The organism is Chromatiaceae bacterium (genome assembly GCA_016714645.1).
In the GTDB taxonomy this organism is placed as follows: Bacteria; Pseudomonadota; Gammaproteobacteria; order Chromatiales; family Chromatiaceae; genus M0108.
Window position 1 is genome coordinate 181,884 of the sequence record JADKCI010000006.1, and the last position, 21,837, is coordinate 203,720.

Annotated in this window: 19 protein-coding genes; 11 read left to right on the forward strand and 8 right to left on the reverse strand. The window is 63.3% G+C overall.

Annotated features, from left to right (window positions below; all coding sequences use genetic code 11):
* Positions 1-44: 44 nt before the first annotated feature.
* Positions 45-980 (forward strand): 5'-nucleotidase, encoded by a 936-nt coding sequence (locus IPN92_20460; protein ID MBK8640538.1) that lies wholly within the window; start codon positions 45-47, stop codon positions 978-980.
* A 34-nt stretch (positions 981-1,014) separates the two neighbouring features.
* On the opposite strand, the gene IPN92_20465 is transcribed toward IPN92_20460, so the two are convergent.
* The gene (locus tag IPN92_20465; protein ID MBK8640539.1) at positions 1,015-2,253 is read right to left on the reverse strand and encodes an EAL domain-containing protein; all 1,239 of its coding nucleotides are present in this window, start codon (positions 2,251-2,253) and stop codon (positions 1,015-1,017) included.
* Between the two features lie 148 nt (positions 2,254-2,401).
* Positions 2,402-3,442: an EF-P beta-lysylation protein EpmB gene (gene epmB / locus IPN92_20470; protein ID MBK8640540.1), complete on the reverse strand. Its 1,041-nt coding sequence runs from the start codon at positions 3,440-3,442 to the stop codon at positions 2,402-2,404.
* A 16-nt stretch (positions 3,443-3,458) separates the two neighbouring features.
* Between epmB and efp the strand changes: the two genes are divergently transcribed.
* From efp to IPN92_20490, 4 genes are all read left to right on the forward strand, one after another.
* Positions 3,459-4,031: an elongation factor P gene (efp, locus tag IPN92_20475; protein MBK8640541.1), complete on the forward strand. Its 573-nt coding sequence runs from the start codon at positions 3,459-3,461 to the stop codon at positions 4,029-4,031.
* Positions 4,028-5,050, forward strand: a complete 1,023-nt coding sequence (gene genX / locus IPN92_20480; GenBank protein ID MBK8640542.1) for an EF-P lysine aminoacylase GenX — start codon at positions 4,028-4,030, stop codon at positions 5,048-5,050. Before efp ends, genX begins: the two co-directional genes overlap by 4 nt.
* Positions 5,051-5,233: 183 nt before the next feature.
* Positions 5,234-7,189, forward strand: a complete 1,956-nt coding sequence (locus IPN92_20485; GenBank protein ID MBK8640543.1) for an SLC13 family permease — start codon at positions 5,234-5,236, stop codon at positions 7,187-7,189.
* Between the two features lie 187 nt (positions 7,190-7,376).
* Positions 7,377-8,579, forward strand: a complete 1,203-nt coding sequence (locus IPN92_20490) for a methionine gamma-lyase (GenBank protein MBK8640544.1) — start codon at positions 7,377-7,379, stop codon at positions 8,577-8,579.
* A gap of 48 nt (positions 8,580-8,627) precedes the next feature.
* On the opposite strand, the gene IPN92_20495 is transcribed toward IPN92_20490, so the two are convergent.
* From IPN92_20495 to IPN92_20520, 6 genes are all read right to left on the reverse strand, one after another.
* Positions 8,628-10,760: an STAS domain-containing protein gene (locus tag IPN92_20495; GenBank protein ID MBK8640545.1), complete on the reverse strand. Its 2,133-nt coding sequence runs from the start codon at positions 10,758-10,760 to the stop codon at positions 8,628-8,630.
* A gap of 274 nt (positions 10,761-11,034) precedes the next feature.
* A complete protein-coding gene (locus tag IPN92_20500; protein ID MBK8640546.1) occupies positions 11,035-11,694 on the reverse strand; it encodes a universal stress protein in 660 nt (219 codons plus the stop codon).
* A gap of 4 nt (positions 11,695-11,698) precedes the next feature.
* Entirely contained in the window at positions 11,699-11,857 is a 159-nt protein-coding gene (locus tag IPN92_20505) for a universal stress protein (GenBank protein MBK8640547.1), read from the reverse strand.
* A gap of 15 nt (positions 11,858-11,872) precedes the next feature.
* Positions 11,873-12,934 carry a sulfite exporter TauE/SafE family protein gene (locus tag IPN92_20510; GenBank protein MBK8640548.1) on the reverse strand — a complete coding sequence of 354 codons (1,062 nt, stop codon included), beginning with the start codon at positions 12,932-12,934 and terminating at the stop codon, positions 11,873-11,875.
* Positions 12,935-12,951: 17 nt separating this feature from the next.
* On the reverse strand, positions 12,952-13,200 hold the full coding sequence (locus IPN92_20515; protein MBK8640549.1) for a hypothetical protein: 249 nt from the start codon (positions 13,198-13,200) through the stop codon (positions 12,952-12,954).
* 8 nt (positions 13,201-13,208) lie between these two features.
* Positions 13,209-13,784, reverse strand: a complete 576-nt coding sequence (locus tag IPN92_20520) for a hypothetical protein (GenBank protein MBK8640550.1) — start codon at positions 13,782-13,784, stop codon at positions 13,209-13,211.
* 254 nt (positions 13,785-14,038) lie between these two features.
* Between IPN92_20520 and IPN92_20525 the strand changes: the two genes are divergently transcribed.
* From IPN92_20525 to IPN92_20550, 6 genes are all read left to right on the forward strand, one after another.
* Positions 14,039-15,529 carry a sensor histidine kinase gene (locus IPN92_20525; protein MBK8640551.1) on the forward strand — a complete coding sequence of 497 codons (1,491 nt, stop codon included), beginning with the start codon at positions 14,039-14,041 and terminating at the stop codon, positions 15,527-15,529.
* A complete protein-coding gene (locus IPN92_20530) occupies positions 15,526-16,893 on the forward strand; it encodes a sigma-54-dependent Fis family transcriptional regulator (protein ID MBK8640552.1) in 1,368 nt (455 codons plus the stop codon). Before IPN92_20525 ends, IPN92_20530 begins: the two co-directional genes overlap by 4 nt.
* A gap of 341 nt (positions 16,894-17,234) precedes the next feature.
* Positions 17,235-17,687 carry an exosortase H gene (xrtH, locus tag IPN92_20535; GenBank protein MBK8640553.1) on the forward strand — a complete coding sequence of 151 codons (453 nt, stop codon included), beginning with the start codon at positions 17,235-17,237 and terminating at the stop codon, positions 17,685-17,687.
* 115 nt (positions 17,688-17,802) lie between these two features.
* Positions 17,803-18,300 (forward strand): hypothetical protein, encoded by a 498-nt coding sequence (locus IPN92_20540; protein MBK8640554.1) that lies wholly within the window; start codon positions 17,803-17,805, stop codon positions 18,298-18,300.
* Positions 18,301-18,577: 277 nt separating this feature from the next.
* Positions 18,578-21,076, forward strand: a complete 2,499-nt coding sequence (locus IPN92_20545) for a S8 family serine peptidase (protein ID MBK8640555.1) — start codon at positions 18,578-18,580, stop codon at positions 21,074-21,076.
* Between the two features lie 349 nt (positions 21,077-21,425).
* Positions 21,426-21,837 (forward strand): hypothetical protein (locus tag IPN92_20550; GenBank protein MBK8640556.1); only part of this gene is annotated, 412 nt, incomplete at its 3' end.

Consider the following 21,837-nt stretch of genomic DNA (forward strand, 5'->3'; position numbering starts at 1 on the left):
AGGGTTGGCTTGGGGTCCCGCGGGGGTATCAATCCATGGCTTCAATGGCCGCTCATCCAGTTCCCAGGCCGGCGTCGCCTGTCCGTCTTGTGGTCGCCATCTCTTCCCGCGCCCTCTTCGATCTGGCGGAATCTCACCAGGTCTTTGAGAACGAGGGCGTGGCGGCCTACTACGAATATCAGGCCGCCCATGAAGAGGATATCCTGGAGCCCGGGGTGGCCTTCCCGCTGGCGCGCAAACTGTTGCGGCTCAATGAATGGCTTGGGGAACGGGGGCGGGTGGACGTCATCCTGCTGTCCCGCAACAGCTCGGATACCGGCCTGCGGGTCTTTAATTCCATTCGCCACCACGGGCTCGACATCTCCCGGGCTGCCTTCGCGGGTGGCGCCACGCCCTACCGTTATGTCGCCGCCTTCGGCGCCCACCTCTTTCTCTCGGCCGACCCTCGGGACGTATCGCTGGCCCTGGAGGCCGGCTGCGCGGCCGCGACCCTGCTGCCGCAAGGCAAGCACCAGCCGGGTGGCACGGATGAGACCCTGCGCATCGCCTTCGACGGGGATGCCGTCCTCTTTTCGGACGAGGCGGAGCGCGTCTATCGGCGCGAGGGCCTGGCGGCCTTCAACCGGACCGAGACCGATGCTGCGCGCGAACCCCTTCAGGGTGGTCCCTTCAAGGACTTCCTGAGCGCGCTGCATCGCATTCAGGCCCTCTTTCCCGTGGATAATCCACCCCTGCGCACGGCCCTGATCACGGCTCGGGGCGCCCCCTCCCATGAGCGCGTCGTGCGCACCCTGCGGGCTTGGGGGGTGCGTATCGACGAGGCCCTCTTCCTGGGCGGACTCGACAAAGCCGCCTTCCTGCGGGCCTTCGCGGCGGATATCTTCTTCGACGATCAGCCGCTGCACTGCGAGGCGGCGCGGGACGTGGTCGCGACCGGGCATGTACCCCATGGGGTGGTCAACGCGGTACTGGCGTATTAACCCAGACCCCCTGCTGGAGCCGGGTCCTATCCGGCTACTGGACCGGGTCCAGGGTTGGCGAGGGACGCTGCAGGAAGTTGCCCTGGACGTAATCGATGCCAGCGGTCCAGAGAACGCTGAGGGTGCGGGCATCCTCGACATTGGTGGCAATGCTGGCCTTGCCCTGATCACGAATCAACCTGATGAGTTGGTTGAGCCGCTTTTCCTTGCGATCATCCTCCGCGATGCCGGTGGTCAACTGGGCATCGAGCTTGACGAAGTCCGCCGGCAGAATGGCCAGCAGCTTGTCCGGGTTAGGCGCGGCGCCGAAGCGGTTGAGGGCCATGTGGCAGCCCATCCGGGCTAAGTCCTGGGTCAATTTCGTATAGATGTCGGCATGGGCGTGGGCATGTTCCTCCAGGACCTGGAAGGTCAGCCAGTCCGCCGGCACCTGCTGCTGGGTGAGGTGGTCCGCGATCCAGGAGGCAAGCTGCTCCTCCCGCAGCGTCTCCCCGGCCAGGTTGATGAAAAAGTTGAGTTGACGGCCCAGCTCGCGTTGTTCGACCAGGGCGATGAGGGCGTGTTTGATGACCCAGCGGTCAATGGCCACCATGCGGCCGGATTGGACGGCGGCGGCCAGGAATTCCTTGGCCTCGCGTATCCCATGCCGGTCGTCGCGCAGCCGGATGAAGAGGTTGTAGCGCTCCTGGCCATCGCCCTTGAGACTGATAATCGGCTGGTAGAATAACTGAAAGTAATCACCGCCCAAGGCGCGGCTGATGCGCTCGGCGAACTGACGGTCCTCATCCTGCGTGCGGGCCTGGGAGGCCTTGGCCGGGGTTGGCCGGTGGGTCGCGCTCTTACCGTAGCCCTCTTCCAGGACCTGCACCCGCCGCTCCAGTTTTTTCACCAGCCGCCTCTGCTGGAGATCCTGGTATTCCCGGCCGATGACCAGCGCTAGCCAGGCGAAATGCCCCTTTTCCACCGCATCGCGTGCCCCCTGTCGGCGGGCCTCCAGGATTTGTGCCGCGTCGGTGGCGGCATCGGTGAGGAGGATGAGGGGCAGGTCGGTGGCCAGTTTCCGGTACTGCTCCAGGCAGGCGGGCAGGTCGATGAGCGGCGGCTGGGGGGAGCAGAGCAGGATATCCGGCGCGCTGGTGGCGACCATCTCCTTGAGCCGGTCGGGCCCCGCGCACTGCCGTCCCCGTGCCTCCAGGCCCACCTGCCGCAGGCCGGCGACGATGCCTTTGGCTTCGTCTTCCTGGGCGGTGAGGATCAAGAGTTTTGGCGGCACGAGGCGTATTCCATGGAATGAGGCGGATCAGGAAAGTTGGAACGGGAGATTATCCTTACTCCGGTCCCGCAAGGCCAGCCGGGGCTCACCGAGTCGCGCCCGTCCGAGCCGGGCAAGGCGTCTTCTGGCCGTAAAGGGCGCCCGGCGCTTAGCCACAGGGCTCCTTGTAAGCTCCTCCCGGCAGCTCCCGCACCAGTTTTGGGACCAGATAACCGGGTAATTCGGTTCTGAGTCTGATCATGATCGCCCTCGCCTCCGCCAGGGGCACCGCGAAGTGGGCGGCCCCGGCTACGGGGTCGAGCAGGTGCAGGTAGTAGGGCAGGACGCCCGCCGCGAACAGGGCCTCACTCAGGGCCGCCAGGCTGGCCGCATCCGCGTTGACGCCACGGAGCAGGACGCTTTGGTTGAGCAGGGTCGCGCCGGTCGGCTTCAGGGCACTCAGGGCGGTGCGTACCTCCTCGCCGCGCACTTCGCGGGCATGGTTGGCGTGGATGACGAGGGCGATGGGTAACCGGCTGGCGGCGAGCAGGGCCAGGAGGGCGGGGGTGATGCGCGCTGGCAGGACCACCGGCAGGCGCGTGTGCAAGCGCAGCCGGCGTAAGTGGGGAATGGCCGTCAAATGCTCGATCAGCGCGGCCAGGCGTTCGTCATCCAGCATCAGGGGATCGCCACCACTGAGGACGACCTCGGTGATGCCCGGGTCCCGCGCCAGCAGGGCCAGAGCCCCCTGGTCGCGATCCTGGACTAGGGTGTCACGGGCGTAGGGGAAATGTCGCCGGAAGCAGTAGCGGCAGTGCAGGGCGCAGGCCCCGGTGACTAGCAGCAGAGCGCGGCCCCGGTATTTTCGCAGCAGGCCGGTGGCGCGCCGGGACGGGGCATCGCCCACCGGGTCCGCCGAGTAGCCGGGGTGCTCCTCGAGTTCGGCGGCGAGGGGCAGCACCTGGCGCAGCAGGGGGTCATGCGGGTCGCCCGGGATCATGAGCCGGGCGAAACCTCGGGGGACCAGAAAGGGGAACTGGCGCGCGGCGGCCGGGGCGGCGAGGCGGGGGTCCAGCCCCAGGCTCTCGAGCAGTGCCTCGGGTTGGGTAAAGGCCTCCCGCAGTTCCTGTTGCCAATCGGCCTTCCCGGGCAATATCCGGGACGGAAAAGGGCAGGGTGCTGGGTATAATGAGTCGTTTTGTGACCCCATCCGATGAGTGAATGACATGGCGACTTACAACACCAACGAGTTTCGCGGCGGCATCAAGATCATGTTGGACGGCGACCCTTACGCCGTTATCGAGAATGAGTTTGTTAAACCAGGCAAAGGTCAGGCCTTTAACCGCGTCAAGATCCGCAACCTCAAGACCGGGCGCGTGGTGGAGCGCACCTTCAAGTCCGGCGACACCGTCGAGGCGGCGGATGTCCATGATACCCAGATGCAGTATCTCTACAACGACGGCGATGTCTGGCACTTCATGGACCCGGAGAGCTATGAGCAACTGATCGCCGAGGCCCCGGCCGTTGGCGATGCCGCTAAGTGGATAAAAGAACAGGATATTTGCCAGGTGACCCTCTACAACGGCGCCCCATTGTCCGTGGACCCGCCGAACTTCGTCATTCTGCGCATCGTCGAAACGGACCCCGGCCTCAAGGGAGATACCTCGGGCGGTGGTGGCAAGCCGGCGACGCTGGAGACGGGTGCCGTTGTGCGCGTGCCCCTCTTTGTCCAGACCGACGAACTCATCAAGGTGGATACCCGCTCCGGGGAGTACGTCTCCCGCGCCAAGGAGGAATGAGCGGTCCCCTGGGTCCGACCGTCGCTGGTTGGGAGCCTGACGCCAGCAAGCCGCTGGAGTGGGGTCCCAAGGCGGATCAGGCGGCGTTGCAAGCCCGGGCGCGCCTCTATGCTGGCCTGCGCCGCTTTTTTGCCGATGCGGGCGTGATGGAAGTCGAGACGCCTCTCGCCTCCCACGCCGGTCTGCCCGATCCCGCCCTAGAGAGTTGGCGTACCGCCTGGTCGTCCCCCGCCGGTGTCGAGCCCCTGTGGCTGCAGACCTCACCCGAGTTCCCCATGAAGCGCCTGCTGGCGGCGGGCAGCGGTCCCATCTACCAGATCTGCAAGGTCTTTCGTGACGGCGAGCGCGGCCGTCGCCATCATCCCGAATTCAGCCTGCTGGAGTGGTATCGCCCCGGCTGGGGGCTGGAGCAACTCATGGCCGAGGTGGCAGACCTGGTGCGCGGTGCCTTGGGCCAGCCCGAGCGGCCGGTAGAAATTCTCGCCTATCGCGATCTTTTCCTGTCCCGCCTCGGCCTGGACCCCTTCCACGCCCAGACGGCGGAACTCCAGGCTGGCGCCCAGGCCCAGGCGGTCGCCGGTGCCGAGGACCTGGATCTCGACCGCGACGGCTGGCTGGATCTGCTCCTGACTCATTGCCTGGAGGCGGATCTCGGCCGTGACCGGCTCACCTTCATCCGCGATTATCCCCCCAGCCAGGCGGCCCTGGCCCACATCAGGCCCGGCCCCGAACCCGTGGCTGAACGCTTCGAACTCTACCTGGAAGGCCTGGAACTGGCCAATGGCTTCCAGGAACTCACCGATCCGCGGGAGCAGCGCCGCCGCTTCGAGCAAGATCAAGCCCGGCGTCGCGACCTGGGCCTGGCGGTGCCACCCCTGGATGAGTGCTTTCTCGCCGCCCTGGAGGCGGGCCTGCCCGCCTCCTCCGGCGTTGCCTTGGGTCTGGATCGGCTGCTCATGGTCAAGATGGGCGCTAGCCACATCGACCAGGTGCTGGCCTTCCCCATTGAGTGGGCCTGAAGTTCGCCCTGGTGCGATTGGCATCCGCTGGATTTTGCCATCTTCATCTGGAATCTCGCGGACCTTGACCGACGTACTCCCCGGAATGAGGGGTATGGATCAGCCGCCGGCATGCTGGTCCAGGACCACGGTTGAGGTTAAGATACTAAATGACTTCCACGTTGTTCAAAGATGGAAAATGCCATGGCTCTGAAGACTCCCGCCCTGAAGGCCCGCGCTATCGGTGCCGTCTGCTTTCTCCTGGCGGGGCTCGCCCTGGCCACCATCGTACCCACGGTGGAGATCGCTTGGGTCACAGCCTTCTTGTTGCTTGTCGTTTTCCTGTTTGCCTTCGAGGTCGTGGGTGTCGATGTCGCCGCCATCTCGGTGATGGTCCTCTTGGGACTCACCAGCCTGCTAGCCCCCCTGATGGGCCTGACCGAGGGCTTGGTGCCCATCAACCACCTGTTCGACGGCTTCGCCAGTAATGCGGTCATTTCCATCATCGCCGTCATGATCATCGGGGCTAGCCTGGACAAGACCGGACTCATGTCGCAGGTGGCCGCCTTCATCCTGCGCGTGGGCGGCCGCACGGAGACTCGTATCATCCCCATCATCTCCGGTACGGTAGCCTTCATCTCCAGCTTCATGCAGAACGTGGGTGCCGCAGCCCTCTTTTTGCCAGTCGTCAGCCGCATTTCGGCGCGCACAGGCCTGCCTATGTCGCGGTTACTCATGCCCATGGGTTTCTGCGCCATCCTAGGCGGTACCGTGACCATGGTCGGGTCTAGCCCCCTGATTCTGCTCAACGACTTGATCCTGACCTCTAACCAAACCCTGCCCGAGGATGTGCGGATGGCCATCTTCCCTCTCTTCGCCGTTACGCCTATCGGGCTGGGCCTGGTGATCACGGGTATCCTTTACTTCGTGCTGGCGGGTCGCTTCGTGCTGCCGGTACGCCCGAACGAGGGTCTGGAGGGGGCGAACACGATGCAGTATTTCGCCGATACCTATGGCATGGAGGCCTTCGGTACGCATGAGGTTCGCGTCCCCGCTGACAGCCCGCTGGGCCAAGTCAACGTTGACGAGATGGAACGGCGCTGGAAGGTGCGTAGTATTGGCATGGATAAGGGCGATGGGCTGCGTTTTGGGGCCTCTGGGGTCGATCGTAGCCTGGAAATCGGGGCGGGGACCATCCTTTGTCTGTTGGGATCGGATAAGAACTTCAAGACCTTTGTGGACGAGACTGGCGTCCAGGTCCACGCTGATCTGGAGTTCTTTGCCGACGCCCTTTCCCCGGCCAAGGCCGGTATCGCCGAGATTGTCATACCTCCCGCCTCTAGCCTCATCGGCAAGACTGCCCGCGAAGTCTGGTTGCGCAAGACCTATGGTTTGTCGTTACTCGCAATACACCGGGGCACGGGTACGGTCAGTCTGGGTACGCTTGGCGTGCGCGACACCCCCTTTCAGGTGGGCGACGTCCTAGTGGTGCATACCACTTGGGCGGATCTCGCGCACTTGGAAAAGAACCGCAACTTCGTGGTGATTACCACCGAGTACCCCCACGAAGATTTACGTCCGCATAAACTGCTTCCGGCTTTGGTATTTTTCGCCATCACGCTTGGGTTGGTACTCTTTACTGACTTGCGTCTTTCCGTCGCCTTGTTGACGGGGGCCTTGGGGATGGTGCTATCGGGGGTGCTGTCCATGGAGGAGGCCTACAAGGCGGTTAGTTGGAAGACGGTCTTCCTGCTCGCCTCCCTGATCCCTTTGGGGGTGGCGGTCGATGGCTCGGGCACCGCGGCTTGGATCGCAACGGAGACCCTGCGAGTACTCGGGGCTATGCCGATCTGGGTTATCCAAGCGGCGATCGCCGTGCTCGCCACCTTCTTCACACTGGTCATGTCCAACGTGGGCGCGACCGTACTCCTCGTGCCCTTGGCCGTGAATATCGCTATCGGGGCCGGGGCAAATCCGGCGGTCTTTGCCCTAACCGTGGCCATCTCTACCTCTAACTCCTTCCTCATCCCGACCCATCAGGTCAATGCTCTGCTCATGGGCCCTGGGGGTTACCGGGTTCCGGACTTTTTGCGCGCCGGCGGCATCATGACCATCTTATTCCTGCTGGTTTCCCAAACCATCATCAACCTGGTTTTCTGATTGATGGGTGCGAATGACGGTAACCTCTCCGCAGACCTCCTCGGTATCAGTATCGCTGGCCGGTTCGGTAACTTAAAGCCCCCGGATTTTGCCGGGGGATGGTTACTCAGTTGGGCGAAAAGTATCAGGTTATTTGTCAAGACTGCCTCGTCTCCTTCGCTCAAATGCCAAAACGCGCGACCCCAGGATGCCTAAACAAGACGAAACCTATCCGACGCAGGGTTTTGCAACCCGCGCCATCCACCACGCCTACGACCCCTATGCGGGTCAAGGGTCCCTGAATCCACCCATCTACCTCAGTTCCACCTATTGCTTCCCTACGGTAGCGGAGGGCACGGCCCGTTTCGCCGGCGAGCAGGCGGGATTCGTCTATTCCCGCGTCGGCAATCCCACCACCTGCCTGCTGGAGGAGCGGCTCGCCAATCTGGAGCAGGGCGAGGCGGCACTGGTCACGGCCTCGGGCCAGGGGGCGACTACCTCCCTGCTCTGGACCCTGCTCGCCCCCGGCGACGAGCTGATCGCGGACCAGACCCTCTACGGCTGCACCTTCGCCTTCTTTCATCAGGGGCTGGAGAAATTTGGCGTCAAGGTCCGGCATCTGGACCTGACTGAGCCCGCGAATCTGGAGGCCGCCATCTCCGCTAGGACGCGCATGGTCTTCTTCGAGTCTCCCGCCAACCCCAACATGCGCCTGGTCGATATCGCGGGCATCGCCGCCATCGCCCGACGCCACGGCGCACTGACGGTGGTGGATAACACCTATTGCACCCCCTATCTGCAGCGCCCCCTGGAGTGGGGAGCCGACTTTGTCGTCCACTCCGCCACCAAGTATCTTGGCGGCCATGGCGACCTGCTGGCTGGGGCCATCGTCGGGCCCAAGGCGGCCCTGGATGAGGTGCGCTATGTGGGAATAAAGGACATGACGGGCGCCGTCATGTCCTCCCAGGATGCCTTTCTGGTGCTGCGCGGCCTCAAAACCCTGGCCCTGCGCATGGACCGTCACTGCCTCAATGCCCAGCGCGTGGCGGCCTATCTCGCCGCCCATCCCCAGGTGGCCGTCGTTCATTACCCGGGACTGGAATCCTTCCCGCATTACGCCCTGGCCCAGCGGCAGATGGCCCAGCCGGGTGGCATGGTCGCTTTCGAGTTGAAAGGGGGCATCGCCGCGGGCCGCCGCTTTATGGATGCCCTGCGTCTCTTCATCCGTGCCGTCAGCCTCGGCGATGCGGAGAGCCTGGCCCAACACCCCGCCAGCATGACCCATGCGGTGTACAGCGAGGAGGAACGGGCCGCCCATTTTATTAGCGAGGGCCTGGTGCGGCTCTCCGTAGGCCTGGAGGATAGCGAAGATTTGTTGGCCGATCTGGAACAGGCCCTGGCCCGGGGCTAGGGTAGGGGCTGCGGGGGTATCCGGCGGCCGGGCCGCCGGGCGGAGAGATCAGGAGCGGCCCGTCTGTCCGGCGAGGGCCATGGCCCGGAAGGGATCATCCTCGGCATCCACACCCAGCCGCTGGTGAATCGCGGCAATGGCCTGGCCTTCGGTGGCGAAGATATTGTCCACGCCAATGAGGTCGAAGAGGCCGGTGCGGCGCGTGACGTCGAGGATTTGCTTCTTGAGCCCGGAAAAGACGACCTGAATGCCGCGATCCCGTAGGCGCGCTACCAGGTGATGCACGACCTCCTCCCCGGAGGCATCGAGTTGATTGATGCCATCGCCCACCACTAGCAGCCACTTGGCGTCTGGCTTGGCGGCCACCGCCTCCAGGATGTTGTCCTCGAAATAGGCGACATTGGCGAAATAGAGGGAGCCATCGAAGCGGATGGCGTTGATGTGCGGACTGGTCGGCAGGTCGGGGTGGACCTTGACATCGCGCAGGGTGCCGTCCTTGCAGCGGCCCAGGATGGCGACGCGCGGCTTCATGGTGCGGAACAGGTAAAGGAGGATGGCCAGGCCGGCCCCGACCAGGATGCCCTCATCCAGATGGGGGGCAAAGGCCAGGGTGGCGACGAAGGTCACGATGGCGGCGATACCATCGTGACGGCTGGCCTCCCAGGCATGCTTGACCGCCTCGATGTTCACCAGGCCGATGACCGCCATGATGATGATGGCCGCCAGCACCGCCTGAGACAGGTGGTAGAGGAGGGGGGTCAAGAAGAGCAGGGTGATGAGCACGAAGAGGGCGGTGAAGACGGACGCCAGTCCGCTGCGGGCACCAGCGTCAAAATTCACCGCCGAGCGTGAGAAGGAGCCCGAGGCCGGAAAGGCCTGGCTGAAGCCGCCGAGAATGTTGGCCAGGCCCTGACCGATGAGTTCCTGATTGGGGTCAACCTTCTGTTTTGCCTTGGTCGCCAGGGCCTTGGCGATGGAGATGGCCTCCATGAAGCCCACCAGGGAGATGACGATGGCCGCCGTCAGCAGACTGCCGATGTCATCCAGACTCAGGCTGGGCAGCGCCAGCGCCGGCAAGCCCTCGGGGATGCGGCCCACCACTTCACCGCCCCCCACCAGCTTGAAGCCCTGGTCCTTGACCCCGCGAATGCTGTAATGGGCGCCATCCGTCCTGGCGCCGGCCGGAACCTGGTCCAGGCGATAGAGGCCCAGGGTGGCGCCCTGGGCGTCGGTGACCCGTGCCACCGGTAGCTTGCGCAGTTCCTTCTTCAGGGCCGCCGTTAGACCCTCGGCCTCGGTGGTGGCGATGGTGGCCAGGTGCAATTCATAGCCGAGGCGGGCCGCCTCGCTGGCATGCAAGGCCTCCCGCCGCGCCTCCTTCAGGGCCACCATCAGGCTGGCCTTGGCTGCCGCCAGTCGGGCCTCTTCCGCCTGCGCCTTGCCGAGTCCGGCAACCAGTTCCGCTAACCCCGGGTCCGCGATCTGCTCAGTCTGGCCCTCCAGGTTTTTCTCGAAGCCGATGGCCCAGGACAAGGTGGTAGTCAGGGCTACGGCAATGAGGACACCGGGCCATTTCCTTTTATATTGCTTGATGCCCCACATGAGCCCGAGGGCCAGGAGTCCCATGGCCAGGGTGGGCCAGTGGGTATCGCCGATCTGGGCGAAAACGCCGGCAATGTCGTGCATGAAACTCTCGGAGCGCCCCATGGGCACGCCAAACAGCTTGGAGATCTGGGACAGGCCTATAATGATGGCGGCGGCGTTGGTGAAGCCGACGATCACCGGGTGCGACAGAAAATTGACCACCACCCCCAGCTTGAAGAGGCCCAGTAATAATTGGGTCACGCCGACCAGCAGGGCCAGCAGGATGGCCAGGGCGATGAATTGGGGGGAGCCTGGCGCCGCCAAGGGGGTCAGGGCCGAGGCCGTCAGGAGGGACACCACCGCCACCGGGCCCGTGCTGAGAAAGGCGCTGGACCCAAAGAGGGACGCGATCGCTACCGGCAGGAAGGCGGCATAGAGGCCGAAATAGGGCGGCAGCCCGGCGAGTTGGGCATAGGCCATGGATTGGGGAATCAGGACCAGGGCCACCGTGATGCCCGCCAGGAAATCGGCCTTGGCCGTATCACCCCGGAGGGGAAACCAGCCCAAAAAGGGTAGAAAGCGCGCAAGCTTGTTCATGGGATAAGTACTGCCGTTGAGGTGATCGCCGGCACATCTTAAACCCTTCGACAAAAATAGCGCCAGTTCCAAAGGCCAGGCTGCCAAGCGCCATGGTGCGCTTGGACCACCCAGGATGCCGATGAGGATCCTGGCCCTCTTGCTAGCTCGCCAAGGGGAAGCCTTTGGCGGGCGATCGCCGCCCCTCCCGCCGCTCAAGACCCTCCTGTTGGCGAGGCCACGCCTGTCCTTGGCGCGGGTTCAAGCCCCGCGCCTACCCCGGTAGCGGTAGGGTTCAGCTGCTCCCGGGCACGATCAACACCGGGCATTGCGCCTGGCCCATGATGCGTTCGGATACGCTGCCCAGCAGTAGGCGGCTCAGTCCGCCACGACCATGGCTGCCAACGACGATGAGGTCCGCCTGGCGGTTGTTGGCGGTCTCGACCACCACCTGGTCCGGGCGGCCTTCCGCCAGCAGGGCCTCGCTATTGATCCCAGCCGCCTGCATGGTGGCCAGTGCTTGATCCAGCGCCGCTTGGGCCTCGGCCTTGCGTTCCCGGTTGTGGCCGCGGCTGGTGACGGAGACCAGGGTCACCGGGAGCTGGCAATCCCTGGCCAGATCCCTGGCCACCTGCGTGGCAGCCTTGCCCGGGTCGGAGCCATCGGTGGCGAGGAGGATACGGTGGCTCCACATGGCCGCGGCACGCGGCACCATCAGCACGGGGCAGGGGGCCTGACCGGCGACATGAGCGGTGGCATGGCCCACCATGAGGCGGGCCAGCCCACGCTTGCCGCGCCGGCCCAGCACGATCAGGTCGGGCTCCAGTTCCAGGGCGGTGTTGATGATTTCCTGGTGGGGTTGGTCGCCATACACCAGTTGGGTGAGGCATGGAACTCCCTCGGCCTCCGCGGCGGCAACCACGGCGGCGAGGAGGGCCTGGGCCTCCCGTTCCATCTGCTCACGCAGGCCATAGGTACCGAACCCCTCCAGATCCTGGGGAAAGGATGATGGTCATGACCGTGAGCCGGGCCCCGCACCGCTTGGCGAGGGCGATGGCAACCCGTTGGGCCCCGGCGGAGAATTCCGAGCCGTCGGTGGCGAAGAGGATGCTATTCATCTGGGTTCCCATGATTTAGCTCCTTTGGGCCAGGCGGTGGGCCGCCATACCCTGGATCAGGGCGATGATGATGGCGATACCACCCACCGCCATGGCCAGTACCAGGGTGGCGTCTCCCAATAGCTTCAGGTAGGCGATCGTGGCGTCCTGGATGGGCGCGATCAGTTCCAGCTTGGAGAGATAACCCGGCACATAGAAGAAGCGCGAAAACAGCACGATGACCATGATGAGACCCATGACCAGTTTAACCACGGAGTCCTTGACGTAAGTCGTGCCGATCGCGCCGATCTGGACGCCGAACAGGGAGCCGGCCAAAATGATCATGGCGAGGCGGATGTCCACGACCCCGTCCAGGGCATAGAGGATGGTACCTCCAAGACCCATGACAAAGGCGATCACCAGTTCGGTGGCGGTGGCCATCAGGGCGGGGGCCCCCAGCACATAGATCATGGCGGGGACCCCGATGAAACCACCCACGGCAATGGTGGCGGCCAACATGCCGGTGGCGAAGCCGAGGGGCACGATGAAGAGCAGGGATACCTGGGCCTTGATGCTGGGGAAGAAAACCATGGTCCCGGGGATGCGTACGGATTGGACCCAGCGCGCCAGTCGGGTGGTTTCCTGGGGCACTTCAGCCCCCGTCGCCTTTTCCTGCTGGAACATCTGGTAGGCATCCCGCAGCACGAAGAGGCCCACCACGGCCAGCACGACCACGAAGACCACCGAGACATAGAGGCTGGTCCCAACGTCGCCAAAACTGTGCTTGATGCCGGTCATGACCTGCTTGCCGACGAGCATCCCCAGTTCGGCGAAGAGGCCCATGATGAGGCCTAGTTTGACATCCACCTGCCCGTACTTGTGACGTTTCATGGCGCCCACCAGGGACTTGGGGAATTTGTGGCAGATATTCGATGCCACCGCCACGATGCCGGGCACGCCCAGGGTCATCATGGCCGGGGTCAGCACAAAGGCCCCGCCGGAACCGATGAAGCCCGAGACCATGCCGCCCACGAAGCCCACCACGAAGAGGGCCAGGGCGGTATAGAGGTTGAGTTCGATAAAGAGACTGCTTTCCACTGCTTACGACTCCTTGCTTACGGTTTGCCACCGGACTTGGCCGCCCTTAGTCCCAGGATCTCCCAGAAGAGTCCGGTGAAGGTGCCATGAAAATAAGAGAAGATGAAGGCCACCACGACCGGGATCAGGAATAAGGCCTTGTGATCCTTGGTTTGCTCGGCCCAGGCTACCAACTGGTCGGCGTAGAGGAAGAGCAGGATATAGAGCAATAGACTCACACTGCCATAAAACAGCGTGGCGGCAATGGGTTTTTTGGAAGGGGACATCAAGTACCTCAGGGTCGGAAGAGTTGAAAAGGTGAGGGCGAAATCGGCGGGTGTTGGGCGGCGATGGGGTCCGGCGAGGGGCATCCGGGATTGCCAACCAGGACCACCGGTACCGGCGATGGGCCCGCGAAGAGGCGGCGATTGCCGGCGACCAGGCAGCGCACGGGATCGTCTGAGGTTCCGGAAATCGCGAAGAGCAGGCGGGAGTGACGAGCCAGTGCTCGCAGTACGGTGCGCCGATTGACGGCGCTCAGGCCCTCGGCCCCCCGGACGATGCCCTCGAGCAGGGTCCGGTGTTGGGACAGTTGCTCGTGCAAGCCTAGGGGGTCGGTGGTCAGCAGCAGCAGATCGGCCTGGAGGCGGTGGCAGGCCCTAGCCGCGTAGTTCAGGACGGGGGTGGGCAAGGTGGCGCCGACGCCCAGGGCGATCAACCGTCGGCCTTGCTGGCCTGGGTGAGAAACGCCAGGGGCGTCCGGACCAGCGCGCAGGGCTGCTTCCATGCGATAGCGGCCGCTGACCTCGCCGGCATTGGCTCTGCCCAAGGCCTGGAAGGCTTGCTTGATCTGGTCGGTAAGGCTGGCCATGAGCAACTCCGGTGGCGGTAGCTGACCCCAGGGGCGATTCGGATTCAGCTCGGATACTCAAATGAGCAATTCGCGTGCCGATAACTGTAAAACGGTAATTAATTGATAATATTCTATTTATCAGATGGGCAGGGCCGCGGCGATGGTTTCGCTTCAGAAACGCGATGCCGCGCTACCGATTTATCTGCTTGATTGACTGAGATAAATATTTGACGTTTAATCCGCGCAACAACGTTTCACCTTTGAAACCTATCATGCCCAGCATTCTCGGCAAGATCATCCTGGCCTACCTGGCACTGGCCGTTGGCGTGGCTGGCTTCGTCCTCTTCACCTCCGGCGACCTGCGTTTCCTGGAGTCACGGGTCCGGGAGGCGGTGGCCATCACCGCCTTCCAGGACGATGCCCAGGAGATGCGTCGGCATGAAAAGAACTTCTTGCTCTATCATGCCCCCAGTGAGTTGGCCGCGGCCCGCGGCTTGGCCGAGGGTCTGGCGGGCCGCGTCACCAGTGATGGCGAGGTCCTGGCCAGGGTTCTGCCCGGGGATGAGTTGGCGGCCATGAGCGCGGCCATCGCGGTTTACCGACGCCTGCTCGACCCGCCTGGCCTGGATTCCAGCGATACCCAGGCGGCCAAGGTGCGGGAGGCGGGTCACGCCATCTCCGAGGCCAGCGACCGACTGGCGGAACGTGAGCGGGGCCTGCTCATCGAGACCCTGAGACAGTCCCGCCAGGCTTTGATCTGGACCCTGGGCCTGGTCGCCCTGCTGGCCCTGGCCGGTGGTCAACTCCTCTGGGGCGCCGCCGGTCGGCCCCTGCGGCGCCTCGAGGCCCAACTCAAGCCCCTGGCGGAGGGCCGGTTCCAGGCCTTTGCCGAGGTCTCGCGCGACCGGGAGATCGTTTCCTTCACCGCCGCTCTGAACCGGATGCTGGAGGAACTGGAATCGCGCCGCCGTCAGGTACTGCACGCCCAGAGGCTGGCGGCCCTGGGCACCCTGGCCTCAGGCGTCGCCCATGAACTCAATAACCCCCTGGGCAATATCTCTGGGGCCTGCCAGATTCTGTTGGAGGAATTGGCGGGACTGCCAGGCCTGTCCCGGGAGGCGCGCGCGGATCTGCGCGGCTGGCTGACCCAGATCGATGACGAGACCGAGCGAGCCCGTCGCATCGTGCTGAACCTGTTGGACTACAGCCGTAAGCCCGGACGCGCGGACCTGACCTCCCACCTGGGGACTACCCTCGACCGGTCTCTGCTTCTCTTGGGGCAGCGCTTGCCGGCGGGAGACAGCCTGAGCCGCGATATCCCCCCAGGCCTCTGGGTCCGTATGGATCCCCAGCGCCTGCAACAGGTATTCGTCAACCTGATCCAAAACGCCCTGGACGCGGGGACCCGCCAGGTCAGGATCGAGGCCAGGTTGGCGAGGGCCGGGGATTGGCCTCCCGTCGGCGCCGCGCTGGTGGTGGGCGAGGGGTTGGGCCCCGAGGTGGGCGCGGTGGAAGGCGGGGAGCGCGTTGAGCCCGGGGTCTTGATCCGGGTCACGGATGATGGGCCTGGCATCCCGCCCGACCGCGTTGATCGCATCCTCGATCCCTTCTACACCACCCGCCAACCCGGCGAGGGGACGGGGCTGGGGCTCTATATCGTCAGCGAAATCATCCGCGAACAGGGGGGCGCCATCGCGGTGTCCAGCCCCCCGGAGGGCGGCGCCTGCTTCGCTCTCTGGTTGGCCGGTGGAGACACCCAATGAATGAGACCCATCAGCCTCGCCTCCTCGTCGTCGATGACGAGGCCGCCGCCCTCAAAAACCTCTCCCATCTCTTCCAGAAGGAGGGCTACGCGGTCACCGCCTGCTTGGGTGGCCAGGAGGCCATCCAGGCGTTGCGGGGCCAGGATTTCGACCTGGTCCTCACCGACCTGCGCATGAAGGATGTCGATGGGCTGGCCGTGTTGCGCCAGGCCCGCACCTCCCAGCCCGACGGCGAGGTTATCGTCATCACCGGTCACGCCACGCTGGACTCCGCCGTGGCCGCCATGAAGGAGGGTGCCTTTCACTACATCGCCAAGCCCTACCGACTCGATGAGGTGCGCCAGCTGGTGAGAAGCGCCCTGGAGGTCGTGGCCCTGAAACGGGAAAACCGCGATCTGCGGCGCCGTCTCGAGGGCTATCAGGGGCCGGTCAACCTCATCACCGAGGATCTGGAGATGCAACGCCTCCTGGAAACGGCGCGCCAGGTGGCCCCCACGGACTGCAATATCCTCATCACCGGCGAGTCTGGCACGGGCAAGGAACTCATGGCGCGCTACCTTCATCTCTTCAGCGCCCGCGCCGGCCAGGCCTTTGTGGCGGTGAACTGTGGCGCCCTCCAGGAGGAGTTGCTGGCCAACGAACTCTTTGGCCACGAGAAGGGCGCCTTCACCGGGGCCGATCGCCAGAAGCCCGGCCTCATCGAAATGGCGGCGGGCGGCACCCTCTTCCTGGACGAGATCGCCGAGATGAGCCCAGCCATGCAGGTGAAGCTCCTGCGCGTGCTGCAGGAGCGGGAACTGATGCGCGTGGGCGGCACCACGCCCGTCGGCGTGGATGCGCGCTTCATCGCTGCTACCAATCGCGACCTGCAGGAGGGGGTGGCGAATGGGCGTTTCCGCGCGGATCTCTTCTTTCGGCTCAATGTGGTCAATCTCACCCTGCCGCCCCTACGCGACCGGCGGGATGACATCCCCCTCTTGGCCTGGCATTTCCTGAAGAAGTTCGCCCAGGCCATGGGCAAGGCGGTGGACGACCTGGCCCCGGAGGCCCTGGCCTTGCTGGTGCGCCACGATTACCCTGGCAATGTACGCGAACTGGCCAACCTGCTCGAGCGCGGCGTCGCCCTGGCGCGGGGGGGCCGGATCGAGCCCAGCCACCTGCCGGAGAGTCTGCGCCACCTCCCTCCGAGGTTGGTCCCGCAGGTGGAACCCAGTGGCGAACTGACGACCCTGGCGGGCAACGAGGCCGCCTATGTCGCCCAAGTTCTGAAATATACCAGCGGCAACCGCAACCGGGCCGCCGAGATTCTCGGCATCGACCGAGTCTCGCTCTGGCGGCGGATCAAGCGATTTGGGCTGGAGTGAGGGAGCAGGGCGGGCAGGGTGCGGGCTGAGGTCTCTTGGATTCAGTCGTGGGTCTCAGGAAAAATAAATTCACTGGCCCCACAAGGGCGTAAGGGTCATCGCACCATCCCGCATCCGCCAGGTCGAGGCATCATGAGGGTAACCGTCCAGGTGCCAAGATCATACAATAGCGCGGCATCTTCCAGCCTCGCCGTGCGCGGCACCCGTTACCGGGCGTGGCTGAATTGACAGGCCCCAGGATTTCCCCGGAAGCCCCCATCGTGACCAATTGCCTGGACCATTTATATACTTAGATTTTTCTCATCTTTCTGGTCATCCAGGGCGTCCTCTTCACCACCGAGATGCTCCAACCGGTGCAACAACTGTTGGTGATCCCTTTCACCGAGGGGGTGCCCGCCGTCAGCGCCTGGCTCGTCCTCTTATTCGATCCCCATGTGGTCTCGGAGGGCATCGTGCTCCGGGATGTCACCAATGGCTTTGCGGTGGCTATTCAGGCCGGCTGCAACGGGGTGGGGGCGACCATTGTCCTGGTGGCGGCCATGCTGGCCTTCCCCTCCCCCTGGAGGCACAAGCTGTGGGGCATCCTCATCGGCTTTTTGCTGGTTCAGTCGCTAAACCTGATCCGCATCATTAGTCTCTTCTACATTGGCCAATGGAATATGCAGGTCTTTGAGTGGATGCACCTCTATCTCTGGCAGGCGTTGATCATGCGCGACGTGCTGATTATCTTCCTCGTCTGGCTGCGGTACCTGCCCAGGCCAGCTCAGGAGGGAGAGATGCACCCTGCGCCTTAGTCCAGTCGCCCTCTTTTTCCTCAAGGTACTCGCCTGGCTGCCCGTCACCTTCGCCCTCTGGTATTACAGTGCCGAGGTGGGTCTTTGGCCCGTGACCAGGCTGGTGGATGGGTTTTTGTCCTTCCAGCTTCCTTACGCCATTCAGTCCGTCACTCAAGTCGGGCATCAGATCCAGGTGTCCGTCTATCTTGCCGTTCCGGCCACACCGGCTCAGCTACCAGGCGGCAGCGCCGGCGAGATGGTGTTGGCCGGCAAGTTCCTGGTTAATGCGCTGAAGTATGGCTATTGCATCCCCCTTTTCACCGCCCTCCTCCTCACTACACCTGGCCAGGGATGGCGCAAGGTGAAGATTTGGTTAATGGGCCTGCTCATCCTGCAACTGGCCCAGGCTTGGGGGGTGAGCTTTGAAGTGCTGAAGATTCTGCTCTTCGACCAAGGCCCCGAGGCGCCCGGAATGCTCGGCTACGGTTTTCTGTCCCTGAACGGCGCGGGTCTGGCCTACCAGTTTGGCTTCCTGATTCTACCCGCCGTGGCACCCGTGGTGATCTGGATGGCTTTTCATACCGATTATTTGCGGGACCTGGCGCCAGGCCTGGGCGGGCCACTGAAGTAGGTGCCGCTGTCATCCTCTAAGAGGCTGTCAAAAAACAGCTTCTAGGCTGACAATTCACAATTACTCAATTCATATTGGATTTGGTTGTATCAGTAAGGTCCCTGGGGGCCCGTATTAAGAGAAATTTATTCAGTTACCGGTATTTACATTATTCCGCATTTGCGGTACAAGCCCCGTTCTTGTGGCCCAAACCGCTACGCCCATTGGATGAGGTGCTGACATGGCTCGCTACGTGCCTTTGTGGATCCTGTTTCTCGCTTGTTTGGGTTCATCCTTGATGGCGGGTTCCACCGAACCCAGCGCGGGGGCCGGGAAAAGCAGCGACCTCACCCAGGAAGGCCCACCCCTCTCGATCCTCGAACAGTACAAGCAGTTCCGGCGTGATCGCCTGAGCCCCACGGACCTGCCCGGCGCCACCGGTTCCGCCCAGCATCCCAGCCAGTACGGACCCGCACGGAACGACCCGGCGCAAGGCATCCCCAAGCACGCCTACTCCCCCTTCGATCCGGCCACCAGCACCCAGAGCCATTGCCCGTCCAAGGGTTGCGACTACGCCCCGGATGCCGTGCTGATCAAGCTCAAGCCCGAGGTGAGCGTGGCAGCCCCGGCGCAGGGGCGGCTGGCGGGTGCCGCCCTCGCCTTGGACGAACCGGGCATCGTCAGCGAACCAGACCTGATCCAGACCCTGGCGGATCAGGGGTTTGAGGCACTCGTACCCCTCTTCCCCGCCGCCGCCAAACCCATCGCCGGTGCCCGTGCCCTCCGACCGGACGGTCAAGAGGTCGATCTTCCCGACCTGACCCGCTGGTATCGCGTCACGGCGGCGCCGGCCGCCCAAGCGGCGGGGGCCTCCGCGGCGGCCACCACCCCGACGGCCCTGGACATCCCCGCCCTGGTCAAGGAACTGGCCGCCACCCCCGGGGTGGAACTGGCCGAGCCGGACTATGTGCGTAAACCCATTGGCGAGCCGGCCGCTCAGGCACTGGCCGCGGGGGCCGGTGCCTCCGCGGCCGGTGGCCAGATCGCTGCCCTGTCCTACACCGACCCGCGGGTCGGCGAGCAATGGCACCTGGAAGCGGCCAAGGTGCCGGCCGCCTGGCAATACCTGGCCGACCAGGGGCTGCCTGCTGGCGGCAGCCCCGACGTGGTGGTGGCGGTCATCGACACCGGCGTGGACTACACCCATCCCGACCTGGCGGCCAACCTGTGGAAAAACCCGGCGGAGTTCTTTGGCCAGTCCGGCGTGGACGACGACGGCAACGGCTATATCGACGACATCCATGGTGCCCGCGTCGTGGCGAATACCTCCGGCGACCCCATGGACGACCACGGCCATGGTACCCACGTGGCTGGCATCATCGCCGCCCAGGGCGGCAACAACGAAGGCGGGGTGGGCGTCGCCCCCGGCGTCAAGCTGATGGCGATCAAGGCCGCTCAGTACAGCGGCATCCTCAATGCCTCCGATGTTGCCAAGGGCATCTACTATGCGGTGCAGAAGGGCGCCGACGTCATCAACATGGCTTTCGGCGGCTATGCCCGCTCCTCCGCCGAGGAGGATGCCCTGACGGTGGCCTTTGGTACCTCGGTGCTGGTGGCCGCCGCTGGTAATGACGGCAAGGGTAATCTGCCCTGTCCTTTTGGCGCCAACTTCTACCCCGCCGCCTACAACTGGGTGTTGGGCGTGATGGCGCGCAACCAGAACGCCGATGCGAAGGGTGACTACCTGTCCGGCTTCTCCAATTACGACTGCGTTCCCAAGGATGCCCAGGAATACGAACTGATGGCCCCTGGTAGCCAGATCCTGAGCACACTCCCTGGCAACGGCTATGGCGCCTGGTCAGGCACCTCCATGGCTACGCCGGTGGTGTCCGGCATCGCCGCCTTGGCGCGTACCCAATGGCCTGACAAGCAGACCTATTCGTCCCGTTTCATCATGGGACAGATCGCAGCCATTGCCAATTATGGTCCCGCGGACGCGTTAGCGACGTTGAGCGAAGCGCCCCAGCCCAGCTTGAGTTATTTGGAGCATTACCTGTTCGACACGCCCGAGGTCGCCGCGGGTAATGACAACGACGGCATCGTCGATGCTGGCGAGACGGTCGATCTGGCGATCATCATCCGTAATCACTGGGGTAAGGCCGAGAATGTCCAGGTGACCCTCCAGGCCCAGGCCGAGGGCGCCGTTGGCGCCGTTGGCGCCGACCCCTATGTCTCCATCCTCAACGGCACGGTGGCTTACGGCGCCGTTGGCTCTTTCAACAATGACGATAACGGCCTGATCAAGGATGCCGAGGGCGCCATTATCGGTGTCGAGCAACCCTTCCGTTTCCAAGTTGCCGCCAACACGCCCAACGACCACCTGATACCCTTCTTGTTGACCATGACGGCAACCAATGGCTACGACCCGGGGGCCGGGAGCATCACCAGTTCCTCTCGCTTTTATCTGCTGGTCCAGCGCGGCCGGGAACTGCCGCGCATCATCAGCACGGACATGACGCTGACCAAGGGCGACCTCTGGCTGGTATCGGACTCCAAGTTCATTGCCGCAGGTGCTACTGTGACGGTGACTGAGGGGACCCAAATTCAGTTCTTCAGTGTCGATCCCGCAGACCCCTATGCCGCTCAAGCCAAGCCCCAGATTCAGGTTGAAGGCAATCTGTTGGTTCAAGGTACTGCAACCCAACCGGTGGAGATCTTTACTGGACTGCTCTATCCACACATCCCATTGTCATCAGGGAAGCGGCCCAATAGACAACCAACCCAGAGGCACCATTAGTATTGAATATGCCAGAATCATCAACCCAGTACTAGGGTCAATTCGTGATATGTACGCGACTAGAGATGATCCCTCTACTCCCTTGAATCTATTAGACCACGTACGATTCGATCAAAGTTCTGATTGTATTTCTCAATATGTACCTGAACAAACGCGGTGGATTCCATGCGGTCAGGCACCAGTTACATTGGCAGGTGATATAAAATATAGTATTTATAATAATGTAGGCTCACCGTGGGTCTCGCCGTGGGTCGCTCATGTTGACTTGCGTGCTCATGTGCAAAATATTTTGGTTGATGCCTCATTAGTATCTACATCAATAGGAAGATCGCCGAGCGGTAGCGTTTTTTTGAAAAGCGTTATCAAACAAGATGGAATTTATCAAACATCAAAATGGCTTTCATCTGATAATCCAGGGAGTAACAACGCCTTTCTTAATGATTGGCTGGATCTTGACATCAATCATTGGATGCGTTTTTTTATGCGCGGCAGTAGAGGGAGCATCTATTCTCTAGCTAATAATTACTGGGGTACTACATCTACAGCGCTGATCGACGCAGCAATCTATGACTTTTATGATGACTTCAATTATGGAGTCATAGAATATCAGCCTATCCTTCTCACCCCGCCGGAGACCGCCTATCCCTTCGTCGCGAGTGTCACCGTCGCCACCAGCGAGGGCGCGGCCACCCAGGTCGGCGCCGAGCCGATCAGTGTTACCGTCACCTTCAACCGTGACATGGACCCGGACGTCCAGCCCC

What these genes read in the sequence shown, in the direction of transcription:
- IPN92_20500 (MBK8640546.1), bottom strand. Translation starts at nt 11,694, where the DNA reads ATGGAACGGGAGGCCCAGGCCCTCCTCGCCGCCGTGGTTGCCGCCGCG.
- IPN92_20515 (MBK8640549.1), bottom strand. Translation starts at nt 13,200, where the DNA reads ATGTCCCCTTCCAAAAAACCCATTGCCGCCACGCTGTTTTATGGCAGT.
- IPN92_20545 (MBK8640555.1), top strand. Translation starts at nt 18,578, where the DNA reads ATGGCGGGTTCCACCGAACCCAGCGCGGGGGCCGGGAAAAGCAGCGAC.
- xrtH (MBK8640553.1), top strand. Translation starts at nt 17,235, where the DNA reads ATGCTCCAACCGGTGCAACAACTGTTGGTGATCCCTTTCACCGAGGGG.
- IPN92_20490 (MBK8640544.1), top strand. Translation starts at nt 7,377, where the DNA reads ATGCCTAAACAAGACGAAACCTATCCGACGCAGGGTTTTGCAACCCGC.
- IPN92_20525 (MBK8640551.1), top strand. Translation starts at nt 14,039, where the DNA reads ATGCCCAGCATTCTCGGCAAGATCATCCTGGCCTACCTGGCACTGGCC.
- genX (MBK8640542.1), top strand. Translation starts at nt 4,028, where the DNA reads ATGAGCGGTCCCCTGGGTCCGACCGTCGCTGGTTGGGAGCCTGACGCC.
- IPN92_20530 (MBK8640552.1), top strand. Translation starts at nt 15,526, where the DNA reads ATGAATGAGACCCATCAGCCTCGCCTCCTCGTCGTCGATGACGAGGCC.
- IPN92_20495 (MBK8640545.1), bottom strand. Translation starts at nt 10,760, where the DNA reads ATGAACAAGCTTGCGCGCTTTCTACCCTTTTTGGGCTGGTTTCCCCTC.
- IPN92_20460 (MBK8640538.1), top strand. Translation starts at nt 45, where the DNA reads ATGGCCGCTCATCCAGTTCCCAGGCCGGCGTCGCCTGTCCGTCTTGTG.
- efp (MBK8640541.1), top strand. Translation starts at nt 3,459, where the DNA reads ATGGCGACTTACAACACCAACGAGTTTCGCGGCGGCATCAAGATCATG.
- IPN92_20505 (MBK8640547.1), bottom strand. Translation starts at nt 11,857, where the DNA reads ATGAATAGCATCCTCTTCGCCACCGACGGCTCGGAATTCTCCGCCGGG.
- IPN92_20485 (MBK8640543.1), top strand. Translation starts at nt 5,234, where the DNA reads ATGGCTCTGAAGACTCCCGCCCTGAAGGCCCGCGCTATCGGTGCCGTC.
- IPN92_20520 (MBK8640550.1), bottom strand. Translation starts at nt 13,784, where the DNA reads ATGGCCAGCCTTACCGACCAGATCAAGCAAGCCTTCCAGGCCTTGGGC.
- epmB (MBK8640540.1), bottom strand. Translation starts at nt 3,442, where the DNA reads ATGGGGTCACAAAACGACTCATTATACCCAGCACCCTGCCCTTTTCCG.